Annotated in this window: 27 protein-coding genes; 16 read left to right on the top strand and 11 right to left on the bottom strand. The window is 61.5% G+C overall.

Annotated elements, in window-relative coordinates; genetic code table 11:
- Positions 1-334: 334 nt before the first annotated feature.
- The gene (locus tag DK871_RS18460) at positions 335-1108 is read right to left on the bottom strand and encodes a transporter substrate-binding domain-containing protein (RefSeq protein WP_161906210.1); all 774 of its coding nucleotides are present in this window, start codon (positions 1106-1108) and stop codon (positions 335-337) included.
- A 448-nt stretch (positions 1109-1556) separates the two neighbouring features.
- Between DK871_RS18460 and DK871_RS18455 the strand changes: the two genes are divergently transcribed.
- The 5 genes from DK871_RS18455 (at position 1557) to DK871_RS18435 (ending at position 6214) form a co-directional block, all read left to right on the top strand.
- Complete coding sequence (locus DK871_RS18455; protein ID WP_161906209.1) at positions 1557-2927, top strand: glutamine synthetase family protein; 1371 nt, start codon at positions 1557-1559, stop codon at positions 2925-2927.
- A gap of 101 nt (positions 2928-3028) precedes the next feature.
- Positions 3029-3628 (top strand): class I SAM-dependent methyltransferase, encoded by a 600-nt coding sequence (locus DK871_RS18450; protein ID WP_032892876.1) that lies wholly within the window; start codon positions 3029-3031, stop codon positions 3626-3628.
- A gap of 122 nt (positions 3629-3750) precedes the next feature.
- Positions 3751-4884, top strand: a complete 1134-nt coding sequence (gene rnd / locus DK871_RS18445; RefSeq protein ID WP_161906208.1) for a ribonuclease D — start codon at positions 3751-3753, stop codon at positions 4882-4884.
- A complete protein-coding gene (locus tag DK871_RS18440) occupies positions 4881-5174 on the top strand; it encodes a YcgL domain-containing protein (RefSeq protein WP_161906207.1) in 294 nt (97 codons plus the stop codon). The genes rnd and DK871_RS18440 overlap by 4 nt, the downstream gene beginning before the upstream one ends.
- A 107-nt stretch (positions 5175-5281) precedes the next feature.
- Positions 5282-6214, top strand: a complete 933-nt coding sequence (locus tag DK871_RS18435; protein WP_161906206.1) for a D-2-hydroxyacid dehydrogenase — start codon at positions 5282-5284, stop codon at positions 6212-6214.
- 148 nt (positions 6215-6362) lie between these two features.
- Here DK871_RS18435 and DK871_RS18430 read toward each other — a convergent pair whose 3' ends face one another.
- A complete protein-coding gene (locus DK871_RS18430) occupies positions 6363-6956 on the bottom strand; it encodes a nitroreductase family protein (RefSeq protein WP_094774398.1) in 594 nt (197 codons plus the stop codon).
- A gap of 153 nt (positions 6957-7109) precedes the next feature.
- Between DK871_RS18430 and DK871_RS18425 the strand changes: the two genes are divergently transcribed.
- On the top strand, positions 7110-7559 hold the full coding sequence (locus tag DK871_RS18425; protein WP_016971382.1) for a YcgN family cysteine cluster protein: 450 nt from the start codon (positions 7110-7112) through the stop codon (positions 7557-7559).
- A gap of 13 nt (positions 7560-7572) precedes the next feature.
- Positions 7573-8793 carry a hypothetical protein gene (locus DK871_RS18420; RefSeq protein ID WP_161906205.1) on the top strand — a complete coding sequence of 407 codons (1221 nt, stop codon included), beginning with the start codon at positions 7573-7575 and terminating at the stop codon, positions 8791-8793.
- Between the two features lie 139 nt (positions 8794-8932).
- On the opposite strand, the gene DK871_RS18415 is transcribed toward DK871_RS18420, so the two are convergent.
- The 4 genes from DK871_RS18415 to DK871_RS18400 form a co-directional block, all read right to left on the bottom strand.
- Entirely contained in the window at positions 8933-9283 is a 351-nt protein-coding gene (locus DK871_RS18415) for a DUF2892 domain-containing protein (protein ID WP_019818260.1), read from the bottom strand.
- A 67-nt stretch (positions 9284-9350) separates the two neighbouring features.
- On the bottom strand, positions 9351-9818 hold the full coding sequence (locus DK871_RS18410; RefSeq protein WP_003189607.1) for an RNA methyltransferase: 468 nt from the start codon (positions 9816-9818) through the stop codon (positions 9351-9353).
- Between the two features lie 97 nt (positions 9819-9915).
- Entirely contained in the window at positions 9916-10290 is a 375-nt protein-coding gene (locus DK871_RS18405; RefSeq protein ID WP_034126623.1) for a YajD family HNH nuclease, read from the bottom strand.
- Between the two features lie 89 nt (positions 10291-10379).
- Positions 10380-11066 carry a spermidine synthase gene (locus DK871_RS18400; protein WP_161906204.1) on the bottom strand — a complete coding sequence of 229 codons (687 nt, stop codon included), beginning with the start codon at positions 11064-11066 and terminating at the stop codon, positions 10380-10382.
- A gap of 78 nt (positions 11067-11144) precedes the next feature.
- Here DK871_RS18400 and DK871_RS18395 point away from each other — a divergent pair, with 78 nt between their 5' ends.
- Positions 11145-11426, top strand: coding sequence for a hypothetical protein (locus DK871_RS18395; RefSeq protein WP_161906203.1), 282 nt, complete (start codon positions 11145-11147; stop codon positions 11424-11426).
- Here the strand turns inward: DK871_RS18395 and DK871_RS18390 are convergent.
- Entirely contained in the window at positions 11423-13465 is a 2043-nt protein-coding gene (locus DK871_RS18390) for a S9 family peptidase (RefSeq protein ID WP_161906202.1), read from the bottom strand. The two genes, DK871_RS18395 and DK871_RS18390, sit on opposite strands and share 4 nt — an antisense overlap.
- 24 nt (positions 13466-13489) lie before the next feature.
- Here DK871_RS18390 and DK871_RS18385 point away from each other — a divergent pair, with 24 nt between their 5' ends.
- Genes DK871_RS18385 through DK871_RS18375 form a run of 3 tightly spaced genes read left to right on the top strand, consistent with a single transcriptional unit; the run spans position 13490 to position 15377 of the window.
- Positions 13490-14017, top strand: coding sequence for an MFS transporter (locus DK871_RS18385; RefSeq protein ID WP_161906201.1), 528 nt, complete (start codon positions 13490-13492; stop codon positions 14015-14017).
- 30 nt (positions 14018-14047) lie between these two features.
- A complete protein-coding gene (locus DK871_RS18380) occupies positions 14048-14824 on the top strand; it encodes a class II glutamine amidotransferase (protein WP_003189615.1) in 777 nt (258 codons plus the stop codon).
- Positions 14825-14834: 10 nt separating this feature from the next.
- On the top strand, positions 14835-15377 hold the full coding sequence (locus tag DK871_RS18375) for a DUF2937 family protein (protein ID WP_003189617.1): 543 nt from the start codon (positions 14835-14837) through the stop codon (positions 15375-15377).
- A 113-nt stretch (positions 15378-15490) separates the two neighbouring features.
- Here the strand turns inward: DK871_RS18375 and DK871_RS18370 are convergent, their stop codons facing one another.
- The gene (locus DK871_RS18370) at positions 15491-16411 is read right to left on the bottom strand and encodes a LysR family transcriptional regulator (protein ID WP_161906200.1); all 921 of its coding nucleotides are present in this window, start codon (positions 16409-16411) and stop codon (positions 15491-15493) included.
- A gap of 175 nt (positions 16412-16586) precedes the next feature.
- Here DK871_RS18370 and DK871_RS18365 point away from each other — a divergent pair, with 175 nt between their 5' ends.
- Genes DK871_RS18365 through DK871_RS18355 form a run of 3 tightly spaced genes read left to right on the top strand, consistent with a single transcriptional unit; the run spans position 16587 to position 18942 of the window.
- Positions 16587-17327, top strand: coding sequence for a 5-oxoprolinase subunit PxpA (locus DK871_RS18365; protein ID WP_161906199.1), 741 nt, complete (start codon positions 16587-16589; stop codon positions 17325-17327).
- A complete protein-coding gene (pxpB, locus tag DK871_RS18360) occupies positions 17324-18028 on the top strand; it encodes a 5-oxoprolinase subunit PxpB (protein WP_161906198.1) in 705 nt (234 codons plus the stop codon). Before DK871_RS18365 ends, pxpB begins: the two co-directional genes overlap by 4 nt.
- Positions 18025-18942: a biotin-dependent carboxyltransferase family protein gene (locus tag DK871_RS18355; protein ID WP_161906197.1), complete on the top strand. Its 918-nt coding sequence runs from the start codon at positions 18025-18027 to the stop codon at positions 18940-18942. Before pxpB ends, DK871_RS18355 begins: the two co-directional genes overlap by 4 nt.
- A gap of 108 nt (positions 18943-19050) precedes the next feature.
- Here the strand turns inward: DK871_RS18355 and DK871_RS18350 are convergent, their stop codons facing one another.
- The 3 genes from DK871_RS18350 to DK871_RS18340 form a co-directional block, all read right to left on the bottom strand.
- Positions 19051-20229, bottom strand: coding sequence for a VWA domain-containing protein (locus tag DK871_RS18350; protein ID WP_161906196.1), 1179 nt, complete (start codon positions 20227-20229; stop codon positions 19051-19053).
- Complete coding sequence (locus DK871_RS18345; RefSeq protein ID WP_003210690.1) at positions 20229-21074, bottom strand: MoxR family ATPase; 846 nt, start codon at positions 21072-21074, stop codon at positions 20229-20231. The genes DK871_RS18350 and DK871_RS18345 overlap by 1 nt, the downstream gene beginning before the upstream one ends.
- A 213-nt stretch (positions 21075-21287) precedes the next feature.
- Positions 21288-22364, bottom strand: coding sequence for a DUF748 domain-containing protein (locus DK871_RS18340; RefSeq protein WP_161906195.1), 1077 nt, complete (start codon positions 22362-22364; stop codon positions 21288-21290).
- A 127-nt stretch (positions 22365-22491) separates the two neighbouring features.
- On the opposite strand from DK871_RS18340, the gene cysK reads away from it, so the two are divergent.
- Together cysK and DK871_RS18330 are read left to right on the top strand one after the other, a co-directional pair.
- Positions 22492-23466, top strand: a complete 975-nt coding sequence (gene cysK, locus DK871_RS18335; RefSeq protein WP_161906194.1) for a cysteine synthase A — start codon at positions 22492-22494, stop codon at positions 23464-23466.
- A gap of 251 nt (positions 23467-23717) precedes the next feature.
- The gene (locus tag DK871_RS18330; RefSeq protein ID WP_003189633.1) at positions 23718-24656 is read left to right on the top strand and encodes an aspartyl/asparaginyl beta-hydroxylase domain-containing protein; all 939 of its coding nucleotides are present in this window, start codon (positions 23718-23720) and stop codon (positions 24654-24656) included.
- Positions 24657-24724 lie beyond the last annotated feature (68 nt).

The following is a 24724-nucleotide window of genomic DNA, read 5'->3' as shown; positions in this document are numbered from 1 at the left end:
GCGCAAAAGTAAGCAAAACGCTCTTGCCCCACCACTCGGCACCTCGCTTAGGCTCGGTGTGCCCGTAATCCGCCAGTAATTTGGGGGGCCGCCGCCACGCGCCATCCATGGCGCGGGGCGGCTAAACCGGCATCCCTGCCGGTTTACCCCCCAAATCCCTGTCGAATTCCGGCCAGCGTGGTTTGACGGGGCGCCTAAGATCAAGATCAAAAGCAGATCAAGAGCGACTCGCTTCGCATCGTGGTTAGCTTGGGCAGCAGCGGCTTTTTGTGTAGGTACTTATGGCCCAATCGCAGGCAAGCCAGCTCCCACATTTAGATCGCGCCGGCCACATTCATGGCGCAGCCAACCACTGCCCCACAATCCCCGCATACGCCCCCGTCGCCACACTCAAATGCAACCACTGATCCACATAACTCTTCCAGGCCACATCATCGCGCGGCAACAAAAACGCTTTTTCACTGTACTGCATCGGTTGCTCCGGGTTGACCGCGCACAACCCAGGCTTGAGCTTCTGCTGATAACGCGCCTCGCTGGCGTCGGTAATCATCACATCGGCTTTGCCCGCCAGCAGTTCATCAAAAATCGTCACGTTGTCATGCAGGCGAATCTGCGTCTGGCCCAGGTGCGCACGGGCAAACACTTCATTGGTGCCACCGGCGGGTTCGATCACTCGCACCTGGGGCTGGTTGATCTGTTCCACCGTCTGGTAGCGCTGCACATCGGCGCAGCGCACCAGTGGGATCTTGCCATCGACCCCGAGAGACTGGCTGAAGAAGGCTTTTTTCTGACGTTCCAACGACACGGAAATACCGCCCACCGCGATGTCGCAGCGTTGGGCCAGAAAGTCCGGCATCAGGGTTTTCCAGGTGGTGGGCACCCAGTTGATTTTAGCGTTGAGGCTCTTGGCCAGGGACTCGGCCATGGCAATGTCGATGCCTTCGTAGCCGCCGTCGCTGCGCAGCGAGGTGTAAGGCTTGTAGTCGCCGGTGGTACACACGGTGAGGGTGCCGCGCGCAATCACTTCATCAAGGCGAGATGCAGCGGTGTCGGCCTGGGCGACATTGGCCAGGCTTGCCAGTACACAGAGGGCCAGAGGCGCTTTCATGGAGTCGAATCCTTAGGGCACGGTCGAAGCCGCCATAATGCCCGTTTTTTGTAGGAGCGAGCTTGCTCGCGAAAAACCTGAGTGCGCCGCTGTGAATCAGGCGCCCCGCGTTATTGTTGACGATCTTCGCGAGCGAGCTCGCTCCTACAGACAGAATGTTTAGCCAAACTGCAACTAAACTCCGTCAAGCCTGAATTGACCTGCGTAACCCGGCGTGTGACGCTCAGGTATCTCTATCACTGTGACTTGCGCATGCACGCTTGCCCCGACACTCACACCGCGACATTGCCGTCTGCGCTTGCGTTCTGGGCCTTGTTCCATTGCCGGCACGCGCGCCCGCCAGATACCTCTCTCCTACGTTGATCTACCCCCATGGATGACGCGCACCTGTGCGCATCTGCCTGGCGGCGCCTGCGCGCTTGCCTGACGCAAACGTATGAGAATTCCCATGAGTGTTTTTGCCAGCCTGCACGAAGCCCAGGCGTTCCTTGAACAGAACCCCGACATTGAGATGTTCGAGCTGTTTATCCTCGACAATAACGGCGTACCGCGCGGCAAGCTGCTGCACCGCGACGAACTGCTGGCGGTGTACGAAAGTGGCCGGCCCCTGCCCAGCACCATCCTCGGCCTGACTATCAATGGCGATGACGTAGAAAACTCCGGGCTGGTGTGGGAGGTGGGGGATATCGATTGCCGCGCCTACCCGATCAGCGGCAGCTTGCAGCGCATGCCGTGGCGCTTGATCCCCACCGCGGCGGTGCAAGTCAGCATGCACCCCAGCGAAGGCCTGCCCGCCACCGTGGCCGACCCCAGGCACCTGCTGGCCAAGGTTATCGAGGCGCTCAAGGCCGACGGTTATTACCCGGTAATGGCGGCGGAGCTTGAGTTCTACCTGCTCGACCAGAAGCCCGACAGCAACGGCCGCCCGCAACCGGCGCGGGATGTGGATGGCAATCGCCCGCGCTCGACTCAGGTCTACGGCCTGCGCGAACTGGAGCAGATCGAGCCGTTTCTTGCCGACCTCTACAGCGCCTGCAAGCTGCAAGGGATTCCGGCGCGCACGGCCATCTCCGAGTACGCGCCGGGCCAAGTGGAAATCACCCTCGAACACCGCACCGACGCGCTGCAGGCGATGGACGAAGCCGTGCGCTACAAACGCCTGGTCAAGGGCGTGGCGCACAAGCATGGAATGACCGCCTGTTTCATGGCCAAGCCGTTCGACGACCTGGCCGGCACCGGTATGCACATGCATGTCAGCCTGGCCGATGCCCAGGGCAGTAACCTGTTTGCCAGTGAAGCGGCAGACGGCACGCCGCTGCTGCGCCAGGCCGTGGGCGGCATGCTCAGTACCTTGCTCGATTCACTGTTGATGTTCTGCCCCAACGCCAACTCTTATCGACGCTTCCAAACCAACAGCTATGCGCCGCTCGCCGCCACCTGGGGCGTGGACAACCGCACCGTCAGCCTGCGTGTGCCCGGCGGCCCGGCACAATCGCGGCATATCGAACACCGTATCTGCGGCGCCGACGCCAACCCCTACCTGGCGGCCGCCGCCATTCTGGCCGGCATTCATCGAGGCATCCGCGAACAGCTCGACCCTGGCGCCCCGGTGGAGGGCAACGGCTACGCCCAGGCCAAGGAGCTGCTGCCCACCGACTGGCTGACCACCTTGCGCGCGCTGGAAACGTCCCGCTGGGCACCGGACGCGTTCGGGCGTGAATTCCTCGGCGTTTACCTGGCGGTCAAACGTGCCGAATACCGCCAATTCATGGGCGAGGTGGGGGAGCAGGATTGGCGCTGGTATTTGCACCAGGCATGATCGATTTTGGCGGGTAGGGGCTTTCGACCTTTTTTTCACGTTGCGGCGGTTAAGCTGCGAATCAAGGTCGTTTACTACCGTTTCATTCACATGAGCCCGCGATGTCGCCACAACCTCCATCCTCCATCGAGACCGAATTCACCGAGCGCTATGACCGTGAGCATGCCAGGGGCTGTGGCGACCCGCGCCCGCCCAGGCTGTTGCAGCGCCTGTCGGCGTGGCGCGATGCGCGGCTGGTGCGCCAAGCCCTGAAGGTGGCGGGCGAGCCTGGGCTTATCCTCGACCTGGCGTGCGGTTCCGGGCGCTTCTGGCCGGTGCTGGCCGAACACGTCAACCGCGTGATCCTGGCCTCGGACAACTCCCAGGCGATGCTCGATCACGCGCGTACCCATCACCCGGGCGCGTTGCTCAAGCGTGTCAAAACATTCCAGGGCTCAGCGTTTTCCATTGGCCTTTCGGCGAATGCGGTGGACTGCATTTTCTGCCTGGATTTGTTTCGCCATGTGCCCGACAGCGATGCACGACTCATGTTGTTGCACGAGTTTCACCGCGTCAGCCGCGACACCGTGATTGTGGCCGTGAACGTGGGCACGCCGGTAGAGAGCGAGTTTCGCCAAGCCGGCTTCAAAATCCTCAACTACCAAGAGTTCCTGCCGGGCTCGCGACTATGGTGCGTCTACGTTTTGCGTAAGAAGGGATAACTCCCCTTTGTCGGACTATTCTTCATCTCCTGTCGGAGTTTTCATGATGGCGTGTGCACTGCGGATGCTCGCAAGCCCCTTTCGCGATATATACTGCGCGCCATTCTTCAAGGGAGAGCCGTGTGGCCATCGATATTCACTGGATCTGCGACAACGATAGCCTCGGCCAGCATTGCGCCGAATGGCAGCAGTTGCCATTCGTCGCCCTCGACACCGAATTCATGCGGGTCGACACCTTTTACCCTATTGCCGGGCTGATCCAGATCGGTGATGGCGTACGCGCTTACCTGATCGACCCCCTGACCATCGACAATTGGCAACCTTTGGCCGCCTTGCTGGAAAACCCAGCGGTGATCAAGGTGGTGCACGCCTGCAGCGAAGACCTGGAAGTGCTGTTGCGCCTGACCGGCAGCTTGCCGGTGCCGTTGTTCGACACCCAATTGGCGGCGGCGTACCTCAACCTCGGTTTCTCCATGGGCTACTCGCGCCTGGTGCAAGCGGTGTTGGATATCGAGCTGCCCAAGGGTGAAACCCGCTCCGACTGGCTGCAGCGGCCCTTGTCGGAGACGCAGATCAGCTACGCCGCCGAAGACGCGGTGCACCTGGCCGAGGTTTACACCCGCCTGCGCCCGCAACTGTCGGACGACAAATACGCCTGGGTATTGGAAGACGGCGCCGAACTGGTGGCCAACCTGCGCCGCGAGATCGACCCCTACGAGCTGTACCGCGACGCCAAGCTGGCGTGGAAATTGTCCCGTGCCCAACTCGCAGTGCTGCGTGAACTGTGCGCCTGGCGCGAGCAGCAGGCCCGTGCCCGCGACTTGCCGCGCAACCGCATCATTCGCGAACACGCGTTGTGGCCCTTGGCCAAATCCCAGCCGGATAACCTCGCCGCCCTGGGCAAGATCGAAGACATGCACCCGCGCACCGTGCGCCAGGACGGCCAGTTCCTGCTGGACCTGATCAAACGCACCGCCAGCGTGCCCATGGACCAATGGCCGCCTGCCGTGGCAGAACCATTACCCGTGGACGCCGCCGCGTTGATCAAGCAACTGCGGGCCCTGGGCCAAACCTTCGCCGAGCGCCTGGAGATGGCGCCGGAACTGATGCTGCGCAAGAAAACCCTCGAAGCCCTGGTTAAAAGTGGCTACCCCGATGGGCCTTACCAATTGCCAGACTCGCTGCGTGGCTGGCGCCGCGAGTTGATGGGCCAGGCGTTGCTCGACAGCCTGGCCAATGCCGGAGAACAGCCTTGAAACGTATTTGCTCCATCTACCGCAGCTCCAAACGCGTCGGCATGTACCTCTATGTGCTCAAGAGCGATGCCCTCGAACGCGTGCCGGAAGGCCTGATCACGATATTCGGCAAACCGGCGCATGCCTTCGATCTGGTGCTGACACCCGAGCGCAAGCTGCAACAGGAAGATATCGTGCAAGTCCTGGAAAACCTCGACAAGCAGGGCTACCACCTGCAAATGCCGCCGGCCGAGGACGAATACATCGAGCACTTGCCCGAAGAGTTGCTGCGCCGCAACGACCCGATGTGATCGACCAGTGCCCGCCTCAGGGCACAGTTTCAATGGAATCGTATTAGAGGACGGTGGCCGTAAGAATGCGGGCGGCCGTCTGCACTGTTTTTTCAAAGGTTTGAACCATGCGTGTTCTGATTGCTGAACAGGATCATCCGCTCTACGCCCAATTGCTCAGGGACGCCGCCCCAGACCTCGAAGTGCTGACCAGCGGCGACTCGGCCGAACTTTCGCGCCTGGCCGCCGACTGCCCGGTGTGGCTGGGCCAGCCCGATCTGTTGGCGACTCTGCTGCGCCAGGGCCATCACCCGCAATGGCTGCAATCGACCTGGGCGGGCATCACGCCGCTGCTGGCCGATGGCTTGCCCCGCGACTATCGCCTGACCCGCGCGGTGGGCATTTTTGGCCAGGTCATGGCCGAGTTTGTCCTCACCTACATGCTGGGCCACGAGCGCGAAGTGCTGGCGCGGTTGGTCAGCCAGGTGGAGCGCAAGTGGGATAACCGCATGGGCCAGAGCCTGGCGGGGCGCAAGGCGCTGATCGTCGGCACCGGTGACATCGGCCAGAGCGTGGCCGAGTTTCTGCTGCCGTTCGGCGTGCAGCTGTATGGCATCGCCAGTCAGGCTCGCGAGCAGGCACCCTTTATCGAAGTGGCCGGGCTCGACCAGTTGGGCCGGCTGGTGGGGGAGGTGGATTACGTGATCAACCTGCTGCCCAACACGCCTGATACCCATGACGTGTACGATGCGGCGCTGTTCAAGCAATTCAAACCCACCGGTTTGTTTATCAACGTGGGACGTGGCGTGGCGGTGGTGGACGCCGACCTGGTCGAGGCGCTCAAAGAAGGGCACCTGGCCGGCGCGGTGATCGACGTGTGCCGCCAGGAGCCCTTGCCGCAACGCCACCCGTTCTGGACGGCGTGGGGTTTGCTGTTGACCGGGCACAGCTCGGCCCCGACCTCGCCGCCGATGATGGTGGAGTTGTTTGTGCAGAACGTACGCGCCTACCAGGCCAAGCAAGCACTGCGCGGGGAAGTGGATTTCGAGCGCGGTTACTGAAGAGCTTGCCCAATGGCCTCCTGTAGGAGCGAGCTTGCTCGCGAAAAACTCACAGGCGCCGCGCTTATCCAGAAAGTGCGCGTCATCGTTGACGTTCTTCGCGAGCAAGCTCTCTCCTACAGAGGGTCGGAAGGTCAGAGGGCGATGCTTAGAGGCTGAAGTCCCCCTCGGACACCAGCTCGCTCAACGGCTTGCGCGGGCTCGGCATTTCGCGCCCTTGCAGGTACTCCGGCAAACTCGACTTGTCCCCCAACTTGCCCACCGCCACGGCCGCATGTAGCGCATAACCCTGGGGAATCTTCAGCTCCTTGCGGGTCAGTTCCTGATCGAAACCGGCCATGCCGTGGGTGTGCCAGCCACTGAGGCTGGCTTGCAGCGCCAGGTGGCCCCAGGCCGAGCCGGTGTCGAAGGTGTGCCACAGCGCCGGGGTTTCTTCGGTGGCGCCGGGGGCGATGAAGTCGGTTTTCGACGCGATGATCACCAAGGCCGACGCATGCTGCGCCCAATTGCGGTTGAATTCATTGAGCAGGCCCAGGAAACGCTCCCAGTCCGGCGTGTCACGGCGCGCATATAAAAACCGCCACGGCTGCGAGTTGTAGGCCGAAGGCGCCCAGCGTGCGGCTTCGAAGAAACTTAGCAGCGTGTCCTGCGGGATGCTCTCGCCGGTGAAGGCGCGGGGCGACCAGCGCTCGGTGAATTGGGTGTGGATCGGATAATCGGCAACGCGGGGGTTATTGCTCATGGACAGATCCTGATGAAAAAACCGGGATTCAAAGCTACTGCGCCCACTCAGGCCTGACAAGTCTTGCAACACCGTCAGTCGTAAGCGCTTGGCCCCAACGGGCTTGGGCACTAGACTGGCGGCCTTTTCACCTTCCGATACTGATGCAGAGCCATGGCCGCCAAAGTCGAACCTTTCTGGATACGCAAAACCCTTGAGCACCTCGATCAGGAGGAGTGGGAGTCATTGTGCGACGGCTGTGGCCTGTGTTGCCTGCAAAAGCTTGAGGATGAGGAAGACAACAGCGTCTATTACACGCGTATCGCCTGCAAACTGCTCGACCTGAAAACCTGCCAGTGCACCGATTACCCCAACCGCCGCGCCTCGGTGCCCGACTGCATCCAGCTCACGCCGGGCCAGGCCGACCAATTCAAATGGTTGCCGCCGACCTGCGGTTACCGCCTGGTCAGCGAGCGCAAGGACTTGCCGCTGTGGCATCACCTGGTCTGCGGTGACCGTGACGCGGTGCACCACGAACGCATTTCCCAGTCCGGGCGCATGCTCAGCGAAGGCAGCGTGCCCGAGGACGACTGGGAGGATTACCTGATTTTCCGCGCAGGCTGAACGAGGAGTGTGTATGAAGGTGGCCGCCAAGTGGGCAGCGGGCCTGGTCGTGCTGGCGCTGAGCGGGCCGGGCTGGTGCGCGAAAAAAGTCGACCTGGATTACCACATCAAGCTGTTGCCCCAAAGCCAGCAGGCCGAGGTGCGCGTCAGCCTGTCCCAGGGCGCGGCGGTGCGCAGCCTGAACTTCGACCTGGGCCGCGACGGTGACTACAGCGACTTCAAGGCCGATGGCCGGTGGCAGATCACCGGCAACCGTGGCCTGTGGCAACCCAGTGCCGACAAGGCCAGCCTGACCTACCGGGTACGCCTGGCCCATGCGCGCAAGCCCGGCGTTTATGACACACGGATCACGCCCGCCTGGGCGTTACTGCGCGGCGAAGACCTGGTGCCGGCCGCACGTCTCGACCAGCAAGACGGCACCGAGCTGGTCTCACGCTTGATGTTCGAACTGCCTACCGGGTGGAAGAGCGTCGAAACCGCCTGGCCGCGCATCGGGCAGAACAAATTTCGCATCGACAACGTGTCGCGCCTGTTCGACCGCCCCACCGGCTGGATGCTGGCGGGCAACCTCGGCAGCCGCCGTCTGCGCCTGGGTGAAACCGACGTCACAGTGGCCTCGCCAAAGGGGCAGGGCATGCGTCGCATGGACGTGCTGACGTTGCTGACGTTTGTCTGGCCCCAGGTGGAAGCCGCGTTCCCGCGTCATCCCGGCAAATTGCTGATCGTTGGCGCCAGTGACCCGATGCGGCGAGGGGCTTATTCGTTACGCGACTCGATCTACCTCAACAGCCGCACGCCGCTCGTTGGCGAAAATGGCAGTAGCCCGTTGCTGCGCGAAGTGGTGCAGGCCATCGGGCGCTTTAATGACCACGACAGCAGTGACTGGATCAGCGAGGGCTTGGGCGAGTACTACGCGATTGAACTGATGCGGCGTGCCGGTGGCATCACCGATGAACGCTATGCGGCGATCCAGGCGCGGCTGACCAAGGAAGGCAAAGACGTCACCACGCTCAAAGGCGAGCACGTCAACGGCGCGACGCTGGCGCGTTCGGTGGTGGTATTGCAGGAGCTGGACCGAGAGATTCGCGTGAAGACCCACAACAAACGCTCCCTGGACGATCTGGCGCAGGCAGTGATGCGGGTGAACAGCATCAATACCAAAGAGTTCGTGCAGTTGGCCGAGAGTGTGATCGGTGAGTCGTCGGTGGTACTGGACAGCAAACTGCTGCGCTGATCCCAACCCCTGTGCAATTCAAAATGTGGGAGGGGGCTTGCCCCCGATGGCGGTGGGTCAGCAAAAAGTAGGCTGCTGACACTCTGCTATCGGGGGCAAGCCCCCTCCCACATTTGAATGTCCATGTCCAAGTCTTGGTTCAGGCTTTAGGTTTCACCGCCTTTTCAGCCGCCACTTCGGCCTTGGTCTTCAAGTTCTTCAACTCTTCCCCAGCGCGCTCGATTTTCGTGCGCACGCTGTTCATTTCCTGGCGGCCCTGTTCCAGTTTGTCCTTGAGCGAACTGTGCCCGGTAAAACCACGGGCCAGTGCCACGCCACCAATCGCCACCTGGATCAAGCCGAAAATCCCGCCGCGGCGCAGACCTTTGCCCACCATCATCACCCCACCGGCCACTGAGCCGATGCGCTCCCAGCCATGCACGTTCTGGGTGGGTTGAGGCTTCAACGGTGTGGCTTCGATGATAGGTCGCAAGGTTTTGCTGTCGCTCATGATCAGTCTCCAACAAGGGCAAGTGTTACTAGCTGACTGCGCGCATGTGCCGGATGTTCCCGCAATCTCAGTACTTGGGGCCCGAACGGGTGTTGTTGCCCTTGGCCAGGCGGTCATAGAGCACCACGTTGACTGTGGCCGCCAGGTTCATGCAGCCGGTGGTGGGGATATACACCACGTCCTCGCACCAGTCGCGGATCTCTTTGTCCAGGGAGCCGTCTTCGGGGCCGAAGATATACAGCGCGCGGTCGGGGTGGGTGTATTCAGGCAACGGGCGGGCGCCTTCGACCAGTTCCACGGCCACCGGGATGCAGCCTAAGGGCAGGATCTTTTTCAGGTCGTCGATGCCGATCAGCGGGATGTCGTGGTGCACCTTCTTGGTGTCGGTGATGAAATCCCGGGCGCGCTCGTAACGCACGCCGGTGTAGAACACCGAGGCCACGCCGTAGCAGCCGGCGGCACGCATCACCGAGCCGACGTTTTCGGGGGATTTGGGGTTGTACAGACCGATGCAGCTGTAGCGTTTATTGCCCACGGGAGTGCCTTTGAAAAAGGCAGCAGTATAGCTGCAAGCTACAAGCTGCAAGTTAAAAGCCGAGCGGCTTTTTCTTGAGGCTTGCAGCTTGGAGCATTCAGCTGCCTTTTTTCATCAACCCCGCCAACGCCGCAAACGGGTTGTGCGTCGCCTTGGCAATGCTCGGGCTGCTGGTGGAGCCTTCGCCGAAGTACTGCTGGTCGGTGTAGCGCGAGTGTTCGTTGTCGTGGCAGTACAGGCACAGCAACTCCCAGTTGGAACCGTCCTGGGGGTTGTCATCATGGTTGTGGTTGCGGTGGTGGACGGTCAGTTCACTCAAGCGCTTGCCGGAAAACTCACGGGCGCAGCGGCCACACACGTGGGGGTACATCTTCAAGGCTTTATCGCGGTAGCCCATTTCGCGGTCGCGCTGGGCATCGGCGAGGATGCGGTCCAGCTTGGCGGTGTGGGAGGGCGGGTTGTTCGAGCTCATCATGGCTCCTGGCTATTATTGGGTGGTTCACGGATAGGGTTGATTCTAGCCGCTCCCACAGGGGATTGGCGCGATTGAATCAACCGTGATCAGCCCTTGAGCTTCTCTGCAATCCAGATGGTATGCCGCGTGCCCTTGTTGCCATGGGCAAACACTTGCACTTCCTCGGCCTTGAAACCGGCCTTGCGCAGTTTGTCACTGAACAGCTTGTCGGCGCTGGCCGACCACACCGCCAGTACGCCTTTGGGCCGCAGAGCCTTGGCACAAGCGGCCAGGCCGCTGGCCGAGTACAGCCAACTGTTGGCCTTTTGCGTGAGCCCCTCGGGGCCGTTGTCGACGTCGAGCATGATCGCGTCAAAGCCTTGGGGTTCGGCCTGCAATACCTTGGCCACGTCTTCCTGGCGGATCACGGTGCGCGGGTCCAGCAGCGGGCGACCGGATTTCTCTCCCAGCGGCCCACGGTTCCATTCCACGACGCCGGGCACCAGCTCGGCCACCACCACTTCGGCAGTCTTGCCCAAATGCTTGAGCGCTGCGGCCAGGGTAAAGCCCATGCCCAGGCCGCCGATCAACACCCGCGAACCCGGGCGCCCGGCCACTTTGCGGCAGGGAATCTCCGCCAAGGCGTCTTCGGAACCGTGCATGCGCGTGTTCATTAGTTGGCCACCGTCACCGCCCTGGATCTTGATAACGAAGTCCTCGCCGTATTCGAACAGGCACAAGGCACCGCCGTTGTCGGGGATTGGGGTGGTGTCCAGCAGAACGAAACGTTTCATGGAAATCTCATTGGGAAGGGCATTCTTGCGCGGTTGGGAGTAGCCTTAGGGCATTCCGGTCAGGCCATGGAGCCATCGATGAAGTGCAGCATTCTAACGGTCATTGTGTTGAGCGCGCTCGCATTGGGTAATGCGCAGGCTCAGGAGTTACAAACCGTACCGGTCGCGCCCACGCCAACCCCAGGCGCGCCGGGCACGCCAACGCCCACGTTGTACCCGCAAGTCACGCCGCCCGTTGCGCCCAAGACCCATAATGGCTCGCCACCGCTGGCGCCCATCGTGCTGCCGGCACCGCCCAAGGACCAGACGGTCCCTGGCCTGCAGCAAAACGACAGCAAGCCAAAGACGCCAGGCGGCTAGACCAGGCCGAGGGCCTTGAACACAAAGGCATATTCGAGGGCGACGTCACGTAGCCCCTGATAGCGCCCGCTCATGCCGCCATGGCCGGCGCCCAGTTCGGTCTTGAGCAGCAGCAGGTTGTCGTCCGTCTTGGTATCGCGCAGCCTGGCCACCCACTTGGCGGCTTCCCAGTACTGCACGCGGCTGTCGTTATAGCCGGCGATCACCAGCGTGGCCGGGTAAGCCTGGGCGCTGACGTTCTCGTACGGGGCGTAGGCCTTGATGCGCGTATACACCTCGGGGTCCTCGGGGTTGCCCCATTCGTCGTACTCGGTGATGGTCAGCGGCAGTTCCGGGTCGAGCATGGTATTGAGCACATCGACGAACGGCACTTCGGCAATCGCCGCCTGGAACAATTCCGGGCGCTGGTTGAGCACCGCGCCGATCAACAGGCCGCCGGCACTGCCGCCGCTGATCGCCAGTTGCTGGGAGGTGGTCAGGCCCTGGGTGATCAAATGCTCGGCGCAGGCGATAAAGTCGCTGAAGGTGTTCTGCTTGTGTTCCTGCTTGCCGTTGCGATACCAGGCCTCACCTAGCTCACCGCCGCCGCGCACATGGGCGATGGCAAACGCCACGCCACGGTCGAGCAAACTCAGGCGCGCATGGGAGAACCACGGATCCAGGCTTGAGCCGTAGGCCCCGTAGCCATACAGGTACAGCGGCGTCGGCTTGCCGAGCTGGTCACGCTTGACCACCAGGCTGATGGGCACCTGGGTGCCGTCGGCGGACGTGGCCCACAGGCGTTGGCTGACGTAATCATCGGCGTTGAAGACGCCCAGCACTGGGGTTTCCTTGAGCACGACCTGCGTGCCTGTCGCCAGGTCGAGCTGGCGCACTTGGGCCGGACGGTTCAAGGCTTCATAGCGCAGGCGGATCTTGTCGCTGGGAAACTCCAGGCTGTTCTGCACGTAGAGGCTGTAGGCGGCGTCAGGCAATTGCACCCGATAGGCCGGCACGTTCTCAGGGTGCACTTCGATGACCGGCAGGCCACCAATGCGCAGGCTCAAGGTCATGGCGTTGGCGTTCAGGCTCACGCCGTCAAGCATGACCTCGTCGCTGTGGGGGATCAGGTTCTGCCAGTCGGCTTCGGTGGGCGGCGTGCCGGTGTCGGCGGCCACGTACAGCGCATGGTTGATGCCGTCGCGGTTGCTGCGGATAAACCAGGTCCACTCGCCATTGCGCTTGCCGTGGTCGACGTCGTATTCGTGGTCTTCGACCCGTGGCGCCAGACAGGTGAAGGCCAGGTGCGGTTGCTCGGCGTCCAGCGCCCAGACTTCGCTGGTGGTCTTGCTGCCCAGGGCCAGCAACAGTTGGCGTTCGGAGCTTGAGCGGTAGCAATGCAGGAAGAAACGGCCGTCGGGCTCGTGGAAGACTTCCTGCGCTGCGGTGCCGTCCAGGCGATAGCGATACAGTTTGTGCGGGCGATGGGTGTCATCCAGCTCACCGAAAAACAGCGTCAGGCTGTCATTGGCCCAGGTCATGCTGCCATCGCAGTTGTCGAACGCCAGTTCGCTGACCTTGTCGGTCGCCAATTCCTTCACGAACAGGGTGTAGATCTCTTCGCCGCTGGTGTCCAGGCTGTAGGCCAGGCGTTGGTGATCGGGGCTGATGCTGAACGCGCCCAGGGAGAAAAAGCCGCCATTGGCCAGCACGTTCGGGTCCAGCAACAGCTCTTCACTGCTGGTGTCCACCTGGTTGCTGTCATCGGCCGGGCGGCGGCAGCGGTAATGGCGGGCGTATTCGTCGCCGGCGGTGGTGCGGGTGTAATACAGATACGGGCCCCAAGGGGAGGGGAGGGACAGGTCGGTTTCCAGAATGCGGCCCTTGATCTCGTCGAACAGGGTCTCGCGTAACGCTTGCTGGTCGGCGAGTTGCGCTTCCTGCCAGGCGTTTTCGGCCTTGAGGTAATCGAGCACCTCAGGGTTGTCGCGTTCTTGCAGCCAGGCGTACGGGTCTGGGCCTGGGGCCTTGCGGGCAATCGGTGCGGTGGAAATAGGCATGAATAATTCCCTATCTGGCAGACGGTGGCAGGCATTGCAGCCGCGACACGCAAAAGCCGTTATCATAGCCGCCTGTTTGCCAACCTTGCCATGGACACCATGACCGAGAACGACTATCTGACCGCTTGGGGCCTTTACGCCTTCGCCGCTTTGGGCTGCCTGTTGGTGTGGTGGCGCATGACCCGCTGGATCTGGCGCTGGCTGCGCGAGCCCCTGCAATTGCTGATGGCGGTGTTGCTGCTCAGCCCGACCATTGTCGACCCGGTCAAGACCCAGTTTGCGCCGGCCGTGGCCATTACCGCCCTGGACCTGGTGCTCAAGGTCGGCAACAACGCCTGGCGCGCCATTTCCGACCTGTTCATGTACACGATGATCGCGTTTGCCCTGTACATCGTGTTCGTGCTGATCCGCTGGCCCATCGAGCGCGCCGCCAACGCTCGCCGTGAGCGCAAGGCGGCTGCGGATGCGGCCTTGACCGCCGAGCCGGAAGACGACGAACCGTTCCGTCGCCCGGCGCCTGCCGGTGGTATGCGGGTCGAACCGCGCCTTTAACGTTGTCTGCCCTGCAGCGAGAGCCCTGGCATGTGTGAATTATTGGGCATGAGTGCCAACGTCCCCACCGATATCGTGTTCAGCTTTACCGGGCTGATGCAGCGCGGTGGGCGTACTGGCCCGCACCGCGACGGTTGGGGCATTGCCTTTTATGAAGGCCGTGGCCTGCGCCTGTTCCAGGACCCGGCCGCCAGCAGCGAGTCGGAAGTCGCGTTGCTGGTGCAGCGTTACCCCATCAAGAGCGAAGTGGTGATCGGCCATATCCGCCAGGCCAATGTGGGCAAGGTCAGCCTGGCCAATACCCATCCGTTCGTGCGCGAGCTGTGGGGGCGTAACTGGTGCTTTGCCCACAACGGCCAGTTGGCGGACTTCAACCCCCGCGCCACCTTCTACCGCCCGGTGGGCGATACCGACAGCGAAGCGGCGTTCTGCGACCTGCTCAACCGCGTGCGCGAAGCCTTCCCCGAGCCGGTGGACATCGAACAAGTGCTACCCGACCTGATCGCCGCCTGCGCCGAATACCGCAGCAAAGGCGTGTTCAACTGCCTGCTCAGCGACGGCGACTGGCTGTTCTGCTATTGCTCGACCAAGCTGGCACAGATCACCCGGCGTGCGCCTTTTGGCCCGGCGCGCTTGAAAGATGTCGACGTGATCGTCGATTTTCAGGCCGAAACCACCCCCAATGATGTGGTAACGGTGATCGCCACCGAACCCTTGACCGACAACGAAAACTGGACCCGCTACGAACCGGGCCAATGGAGCCTGTGGCGACGCGGTGAATGTGTCAGCCAGGGCGTTACCGAGTAAGGAATCGAGCATGTTGCTGAGCTATCTGCGGTTGGTATTGTTTGCCGTTGGCTTGTTGGTCGGCGTGCAGGTGCCGGGGTTTATCAATGACTACGCCAAGCGCGTCGAGGCCCACCTGATCGAGGCCCAGACCGGCTTGCGCGGTTTCGAGTCCACGGCGCAGCAGTTCTTCAACGGTGATATGCAAGCCTTGGTGGCGCATTACCGCGCCAGCGATGACCCGGTATTCCAGAGCGACGCCAGCAGCCTGGGCGCCATGCTCGATCGCCAACTCGAGTTGGACAAGCAGTTCCAGGCCATGCAAGGCCCGTGGTACATCCGCGCCCTGCAAGTGGCGGTGGCCGCCGACCCGGATATCCGTCTGGAGACCTGGAATGGCTACAGCTACCAGATTCTGCTGACCCCCGAAGCCATGGGCTGGGGCCTGGGCGGGGCGATGTTGTTGTCATTCGGCATTGAATGCCTGTATCGCTTGATCGATTGGGTGGTATTGGGCGGCCGGCGCTTGCGCCAGAGCCGGCCCATCGAAGAGCGGGACTTGAAGGGCCTCTAACCCAGGGCCGACTCGGTCCAATGTGGGAGCTGGCTTGCCTGCGATAGCGGTGGTTCAGTCACAGATGTGCAGGCTGACCCATCGCTATCGCAGGCAAGCCAGCTCCCACAGTGTTAATCGGTTTTATTCAGGTGCATGCGTTCTGCACCGACTTCCTCGGCATAGCGCGCCACCACCTTCTGGCATAACCCGACAATCTCCTCCACCAACTCCACCCCCACGCGCCACGACACCACCACCTGCAAGTTCGGCAGGCGCTGGGCCATGGGCAACATCACCAATTCTCCCCGCTCCAGTTCTTCGCTGACCAGCACTGGTGGCAGCGCGCCAATGCCGAAGCCATCGCGCAGCAACCGGGTGATCGCCGACACCGAGTTCACACAGTTCATGCGCGGTGCGGCCACACCATTGGCCTGCATCAAACTCAATACGTCCTGGTGCGGGTGGGAGTTCTTCGAGTAAGTGATGATGCGTTCCTGGGCCAGTTCGGCGAGGGACGCGTAGTCGCGGTTGTAGATCGACTGGCTGGCCACGATCCAGGCCATGGGGTGGCTGGCCAGTTCCAGGCTGCGCACGGTTTCCAGGCGCAGCAGGTCGGTTTGCAGGATCAGGTCGAGGAAGCCTTTTTGCAGCTGATCGCTGAGGTTCAGCGCCGTATCGGCGATCAGCTCGATCTCTACCAGCGGGTACAGCTTCATCAACTCAGCAACCAGCGGGCTGAGCCAGGTGTGGATCACCGTGTCCATCGCGCCGATCCGAATGCGCCCGACCTTGCTGCTGGTGGTCTCCAGGGACTGTTTCAGGCCCTGCATGGTCACCATCATCTGCTCGGCATAGTCGAGCACTTTCAAGCCTTCCGGGGTCAGGCTCACGCCACGCGAATCACGCAGGAACAGCTTCACCCCCAACTCACTTTCCAGCACCGCGATGCGGCTGGAGATCGAGGCCTGGGTGGTGAACAGCTTCTCGGCCGTGAGCCGGAAGCTCTTGAGCTTGGCCACCCAGACGAAGGTTTCGAGGAACTTCAAATTCATGGGATCAACTTTTTCTTATGCATGGATCGGTTTTTATTAGTTGGACGTCGCACCGGGCAAGCGCCAAAAATCGAGCTATTCCACGATAAGCGTCGTCGGGGTGTCAGGACAAGTTGCGAGTTCTGCGTAAAAAATCCCACACTACAAGAAAACAAAGCCTACAGGAGCGACCACCGTGAGCCGCCTGCTACTGAACTGCGACATCGGCGAAAGCTTTGGCAACTGGACCATGGGTCTGGACGCGGAAGTCATGCCGTTCATTGATTGCGCCAACGTGGCGTGCGGTTTTCATGCCGGCGACCCGAGCATCATGCGCAAGACCGTCAGCCTGGCGTTCAAGCACGGCGTGCAAGTGGGCGCCCACCCGGCCTACCAGGACCTGCAAGGCTTCGGCCGGCGCTCCATGAACTACACGCCGCAGGAAATCCAGGACCTGTTGCACTACCAGATCGGCGCGCTGGACGGCATTTGCCGCGCCCAAGGCGGGCGCGTCAGCTATGTGAAACCCCATGGCGCGATGTACAACGACATGATGGCCAACCCGGCGCAATTGCGTGCGGTGATCCAGGCCGTGGCCGCTTACGGCGACCTGCCGCTGATGCTGCTGGCCACCCGCGACAACCGCGCGGCCCAAGCCTTGGGCGACGAATACGGCGTGACCCTGTGGTTCGAAGCCTTTGCCGACCGTGCCTATGACAGTAACGGCCACTTGGTGTCCCGCCAGTTGCCTGGCGCGGTGCACCACGATGCCGACACCATCGTGCAGCAGGCCCTGACCCTTTCCCGTGGCGAATCGCTGATTGCCAGCGACGGCATCCCATTGGTGCTACAGGCCAATACCCTGTGTGTGCATGGCGACAACGCCAGTTCGGTCGCCGCCGTGCAACGTATCCGCGAAGCGTTGAAAACAGCATGAACCCACGCATTGAAGTGGTGGCGATCGACTGTCTGATGGTGCGCCTGTTTGACGTGATCGCCGAAGCCAACATGCCGTGGATGCTCGCGGCTACCGAGCGCCTGCGCAACGGTTTTGGCCCGGCCTTGGTGGACCTGGTGCCGTCCTACACCACCTTGATGGTGCATTACGATCTCACGGCGCTGACCCCGGCCCAGGCCCGGGCGCTGATCGACCAGGCCCTCACCGATCTGCAACCCCAGGCGCAGGGCAGTGGCCAGTGCCATGTGCTGCCGGTGTGGTACGACCTGAGTGTCGGCCCGGAACTGACCTTGCTGTCCCAGCGTAGCGGGCTGGCCGTGGAGGAGGTGATCCGCCGCCACAGCGCCCACGAATATCAAGTGTTTGCTCTTGGTTTTGCCCCGGGGTTTGCCTTTATGGGGCTGGTGGACGAGATACTTGCCACGCCGCGCCTGAACACGCCGCGCAAACGCGTGGCCGCCGGCAGCGTCGGTATCGCCGAACGGCAAACCGCCGCGTACCCGGTGGTGTCCCCAGGCGGCTGGAACCTGATCGGCCGCACCCCGGCCAAACTGTTCGACCGTGAGCGCGACGGCTACAGCCTGATGCAGCCCGGCGACACGGTGCGCTTCGAAGCGGTCAGCCACGCGCAATTCATCAACCTGGGTGGCGATGACACGCCGCTGGAGGCGCAGGCATGAGCCGCTTGATCATCGAGGCCAGCACGCCGCTGTGCCTGTTGCAGGACGCCGGGCGATTCGGCGTGCGTCATCTGGGCGTGACCCAGGGCGGCGCGCTGGATTGGGTGTCGATGTCCTGGGCCAACTGGCTGCTGGACAATGCCCTGGATGCGCCCGTGGTGGAAATCACCCTCGGCGGCTTTACCCTGCAGGCTGAGGATTATTGCCTGCTGGCCTTGGCCGGTGCGGATCTGGGCGCCTATGTCGATGAACGTGCGATAAGCCCCGGTCGCAGTTTTGTTCTGCAAAAGGGCCAGCGCCTGCGCTTCACCCAGCCGTTCAACGGGGCACGCGCTTATCTGGCCGCGCCCGGTGGCTTTGATGCGCAGGCTGTACTGGGCAGTTGTGCCACGGTGGTGCGCGAGGCGTTGGGCGGGGTGGACGGCTTCGGCAAGGTCTTGGCCGAAGGCGGGCGGTTGGCTTATTCCGGTACGGGCGGCGCAATGAAGGTGCTGGCCGAGCCGAATGTGCAATCCGGTGCATCACTGGACGTGATCATCGGCGCGCAGATAGGCCAGTTCAGCGGGCAGAGTCTGTTCGACGCCTTCAACAGCGAATGGGCCCTGGACAGCCGTGCCGACCGCATGGGCATGCGCTTGCTGGGCACGCCGTTGCAGTACCAGGGGCCGTCGTTGATTTCCGAAGGGATTCCATTGGGCGCGATCCAGGTGCCACCGGATGGGCAGCCGATTGTGTTGCTCAATGACCGGCAGACCATTGGCGGTTATCCGCGGTTGGGCGCGTTGACGCCTTTATCCTTGGCGCGGCTGGCGCAGTGTTTGCCGGGGGAGAAGGTGCGGTTGGCACCGGTGGTGCAGGAGGCTGCGCATCGGCAGCACATCAAGTTTTTGCAGCGCTTTAGCCGACCCTTGTAGGAGCGAGCTTGCTCGCGAAAAACGTCAACGATAACGCGGGCATCCAGATGTACGCGGCGGTCTCAGGTTTTTCGCGAGCAAGCTCGCTCCTACAGTAAGGCGGTGGTGTTATTTGGAGAGAAAGCGCATACCCTCTTCCAACCCGCGCAGCGTCAGCGGATACATCTGATCCTCCACCAACTCCTGCACAATCCCCGTCGACGCCGTATAGCCCCAAGTATCTTTCGGGTAGGGGTTAATCCAGATCAGCTTCTTGTACTTGGCCATGAAGCGCTGCATCCACACATACCCCGGCTCCTCGTTCCAGTGCTCGACGCTGCCGCCGGCCTGGGTGATTTCATAGGGCGCCATGGCCGCATCGCCGATGAAGATCACTTTGTAGTCGGCGCCGTACTTGTGCAGCAGGTCTTGGGTGGAGGTGCGTTCGGAAGTGCGGCGCTGGTTGTTCTTCCACACTGACTCGTACACGAAGTTGTGGAAGTAAAAATACTCCAGGTGCTTGAACTCGGTTTTGCACGCGGAGAACAGCTCTTCGCAGATCTTCACGTGGGCATCCATCGAGCCGCCGATATCGAACAGTAGCAACAGCTTGATGGTGTTACGCCGCTCGGGGCGCATCTGGATATTCAGCAAGCCGGCATCGCGGGCGGTGTGGTCAATGGTGCCGTCGATATCCAGCTCTTCGGCCGCGCCTTGGCGGGCAAACTTGCGCAGGCGGCGCAGGGCGATTTTGATGTTGCGCGTGCCCAGTTCCACCTGGTCGTCGAGGTTCTTGTACTCGCGCTGGTCCCAGACTTTCACCGCCTTGCCCTGGCGTTTGCCAGCGTCACCCACGCGAATGCCTTCGGGGTTGTAGCCGCCAGAACCAAACGGGCTGGTGCCGCCGGTGCCGATCCACTTGTTGCCACCGGCGTGGCGTTCTTTCTGTTCTTCCAGGCGTTTCTTGAATTCCTCGATGAGCTTGTCGAGGCCACCCAGGGACTGGATCTGCGCGCGTTCTTCATCGCTCAAGGAACGTTCGAACTCCTTGCGCAGCCATTCTTCGGGGATCAGTGCCTGCAGGTGGTCGTCGAGCTTTTCCAGGCCGTTGAAATAGGCGCCGAAGGCCCGGTCGAACTTGTCGAAATGCCGCTCGTCCTTGACCAGGATCGCCCGGGCCAAATAATAAAACTCGTCCATGTCGGCGAAGGTCACGCGCTGTTTCAGCGCGTTGATCAGGTCGAGCAGCTCGCGCACCGACACCGGTACCTTGGCGGCACGCATTTCGTTGAACAGGTTGAGCAGCATCAGCGATTACCGCGACGGCTCATGAACGCCAGACGCTCCAGCAACTGCACGTCTTGCTCGTTCTTAACCAAAGCGCCGGCCAGGGGAGGGATGGCCTTGGTCGGGTCGCGCTCGCGCAGCACCGCTTCGCCAATATTGTCGGCCATCAGCAGCTTGAGCCAGTCGACCAGTTCGGAGGTGGAAGGTTTTTTCTTCAGGCCCGGCACCTTGCGCACATCGAAGAACACGTCCAGCGCTTCGCTGACCAGGTCTTTCTTGATGTCGGGGTAGTGCACATCCACGATCTTTTGCAGGGTGGTGCGGTCGGGGAAGGCGATGTAGTGGAAGAAGCAGCGGCGCAGGAACGCGTCCGGCAGCTCTTTCTCGTTGTTGGAGGTAATGATGATGATCGGGCGTTTCTTGGCCTTGATGGTCTCGTCGATTTCGTAGACGTAGAACTCCATCTTGTCGAGTTCTTGCAGCAGGTCGTTGGGGAACTCGATGTCGGCCTTGTCGATTTCATCGATCAGCAGGATCACCCGCTCTTCGGACTCGAAGGCTTCCCACAGCTTGCCCTTCTTCAGGTAATTGCGCACGTCGTGCACTTTGTCCACGCCCAGTTGCGAGTCACGCAGGCGGCTGACCGCGTCGTACTCGTACAGGCCCTGGTGCGCCTTGGTGGTGGACTTGATGTGCCAGGTGATCAACTTGGCACCGAAGGATTCGGCCAGTTGCTCGGCAAGCATGGTCTTGCCGGTGCCCGGTTCGCCCTTGACCAGCAGCGGCCGCTCCAGGGTGATGGCGGCGTTGACGGCCAGTTTCAGGTCATCGGTAGCCACATAGGCCTGGGTGCCTTCGAACTTCATCGGTCATTCCTCGAATTCATCAATGGCCTGACTATACCGCGCAGCCCCGGCGACTGTGAACGCAGACGGGGCATTCAGTCTCTGAATGGCGGGTCACATCGACCCTGGCCCATACAGGAATTGTGTGAGCTGGCTTGCCTGCGATGGCGGTGTATCAGTGACAGATGAGTTGGCTGACCCACCGCCATCGCAGGCAAGCCAGCTCCCACAGGGTTAATCAGCGCTGGGTTTGGGTTGTTCATAACGGGCATTAAACGCCTGGATAAACCCATTACGCAGAATCGCGATCACTGCCCCAAACGCACTGACATTTTGCTGATGCACGCTACCGCTCAGCTCCACACGGGTGGCGAACTGGTTTTTACGCTGGTTTTTCAGCACGGTTTCGCTGGCGCCCACCACGGCTTCCCAGATCGAGCGGAAGATATTCTTGTCCTGGTTTTCAACGTCTTGTTGCCAGTCGAACACCTCCACATCCCGCAATAGCGGCTTGATGTAGCCGGTGAGCCGGCCCTTTTCAGCCTGGGCTTCGATCACCACGTCACCCGTGCCGGCCTTGAAATCGAACTTGCCATAGGCCGATGCAAAGTCATTCATGCGCTTGAGTTGCAGGTCGCGGGCGCGGAAGCGGAATTCGAACTCTTCGAAATCGCTCAGCGGATCAAAGGTGGCGTTGGCCTCCAGGGGCGCCTGGCCTTGCAGCAGTGCCTTGCCTTCAAAACGCGCGTCGCGCTTGCCTTTGACATCCACCACATTGGTCAGGTTATAGAAGCTGGCGTTGACGCCAGTGGCGTTGATATTCACCTGGGGCTTGGAGCTGAAGTTATGGAAGGCGATCTCGCCGTCTTCGATGCGCACTTCGTTGAGAGTGATCGGCAACAGTTTGCGCAGTTGTTCCTGCCAATCGGTGCCTTTACCGGTCTGAGACGCCTGCTTGTTGGCGCCCCCGTCGACGAAGTTGATCTGCGGGCGCACAAAATGCCCCTCGGCCACGACGGCGTGGTCGTACCACAGCGAATGCCAGCTCACCGCGAACTCGATCAGCGGCGCCTTGACGAACGGTACCGGAACTTTGCCGTCCACCTTGACGATTTGCAGGCCATTGATCCGGTAGGCGCCGCGCCATAGCGCCAGGTCCACATCGGCAATCTCGCCGCGGTAATCGCCCATGTTGGCGAGTTTATCGTTCAGGTAGTTGCGCACCAGGTAGGGCAGCGCGATGTGCACGGCAATCAGGACCAGCACCAGAGCGGCGATTGTCCCTAACGGCCAACTGTAGCGACGTTTCATAGGGCAGTTCTCCTTGCTTGTAGGAGATTGACTGTTCTGATTGGCGCAACGTTCCTCCGTCTGGACGCTCGGGAGCACGAGGCATACCCTTGGGGCCTTTCCCAACGCCTCGACAATAGGAACCGCCATGAGCCGCATCTTTGCAGACAACGCGCACTCCATCGGTAACACGCCTCTGGTCCAGATCAACCGCATCGCACCGCGTGGCGTGACGATCCTGGCCAAGATCGAAGGGCGCAACCCGAGTTATTCGGTGAAGTGCCGCATTGGCGCCAGCATGGTCTGGGATGCGGAAAGCAGCGGCAAGCTCAAGCCGGGCATGACCATTGTCGAGCCCACTTCGGGCAACACCGGTATCGGCCTTGCCTTTGTCGCCGCTGCCCGTGGCTACAAACTGCTGCTGACCATGCCGTCGTCCATGAGCCTTGAGCGCCGTAAAGTGCTCAAGGCTCTGGGCGCCGAACTGGTGCTGACCGAGCCGGCCAGGGGCATGAAGGGCGCTATCGACAAGGCCGCCGAGATCGTCGCCAGCGACCCGGCCACCTACTTTATGCCGGCCCAGTTCGACAACCCGGCAAACCCTGCGATTCACGAGAAAACCACTGGCCCGGAAATCTGGAACGACACCGATGGCGCCGTGGACGTGCTGGTGGCGGGCGTGGGTACCGGCGGCACCATCACTGGGGTGTCGCGCTATATCAAGAACACGGCGGGCAAGCCGATTATGTCGGTGGCCGTGGAGCCCATGGTTTCCCCGGTGATCACCCTGGCCTTGGCGGGTGAAGAGATCAAGCCCAGCCCGCACAAGATCCAGGGGATCGGCGCCGGTTTCGTGCCGAAAAACCTCGACCTGTCGATGGTCGACCGCGTCGAGCTGGCGACCGATGAAGAATCCAAGGTCATGGCCCGGCGTTTGATGCTGGAAGAGGGTATTTTGTGCGGGATCTCCTGTGGCGCCGCCATGGCCGTGGCCGTGCGCCTGGCCGAGAAGCCGGAAATGCAGGGCAAGACCATCGTGGTGATCTTGCCGGACTCCGGTGAGCGCTACCTGTCGAGCATGTTGTTCAGCGATTTGTTTACCGAACAGGAAAACCAGGCCTGAATCGACTGTAGGAGCGAGCTCGCCCGCGAAAAACTTGAGAACGCCACGTTGTATCAGTAAACCCTCGTTATCGTTGAGGTTCTTCGCGAGCAAGCTCGCTCTTACAGAGGTTGCGGGGTGTTGATACAGGTCAGTCTGTTTTCCTGGGCCTTCTGCATAATGGCTCAAGTGTTTATCATGGCCGGCTGTTACGTCTGGTTTCCCATTGACGGAAATTTGCTGGCCAGGCGCTTATTTCCAGGAGTTGCTGCATGACCTTTTCTTTGGCCGCCAAACTGTCGGTGTTGCTGCTGTTCATCGGCAGCACGCTGTATGTGCACCTGCGTGGCAAGGCCCGTTTGCCGATGTTGCGTCAGTTCGTCAACCATTCGGCGCTGTTCGCCCCATATAACGCCCTGATGTACCTGTTTTCCGCGGTGCCGTCCAAGCCCTACCTGGACCGCAGCAAGTTCCCGGAGCTGGATGTGCTCAAGGACAACTGGGAAGTGATCCGCGAAGAGGCCATGCACCTGTTCGACGAGGGCTACATCCGCGCCGCCGAAAAGAACAACGACGCCGGCTTCGGTTCGTTCTTCAAGAAGGGCTGGAAGCGTTTCTACCTCAAGTGGTACGACAAACCGCTGCCATCGGCCGAGGCGCTGTGCCCCAAGACCGTGGCGTTGGTGAGCAGCATCCCTAACGTCAAGGGCGCGATGTTCGCGCTGTTGCCGGGCGGCAGCCACCTCAACCCGCATCGCGACCCGTTCGCCGGTTCCCTGCGTTATCACCTGGGGCTTGCCACGCCGAACTCCGACGACTGCCGTATCTTCGTCGACGGCCAGGTCTACGCCTGGCGCGACGGTGAAGACGTGATGTTCGACGAGACCTACGTGCACTGGGTGAAAAACGAGACCGAACAGACCCGTGTGATCCTGTTCTGCGACATTGAGCGCCCATTGAGCAACCGCGTGATGACCCGCATCAACCGCTGGGTCAGCAAGCAACTGGGCCGCGCGACCGCACCGCAGAACCTCGATGACGAGCGCGTAGGCGGCATCAACCAGGCGTACGCCTGGAGCAAGACCTTCAGCGACAAGTTCAGCGGCCAGGTCAAACAGTGGAAACGCAAGCATCCCAAGGCCTACCGCATTGCGCGGCCGGTGCTGGCGGTAGTCGTCTTGGTACTGCTGTGGAAGTGGCTGTTCGGGTAAAAGCAGTTTCTAGAGACAGGCTACAAGCTACAAGCTACAAGCTGGCAACTTACTTGCAGCTCAAAGCT

This window comes from Pseudomonas sp. L13, from assembly GCF_009935965.1.
Classification (GTDB): Bacteria; Pseudomonadota; Gammaproteobacteria; order Pseudomonadales; family Pseudomonadaceae; genus Aquipseudomonas; species Aquipseudomonas lactis.
This window is presented reverse-complemented; position numbering and strand designations above follow the sequence as displayed.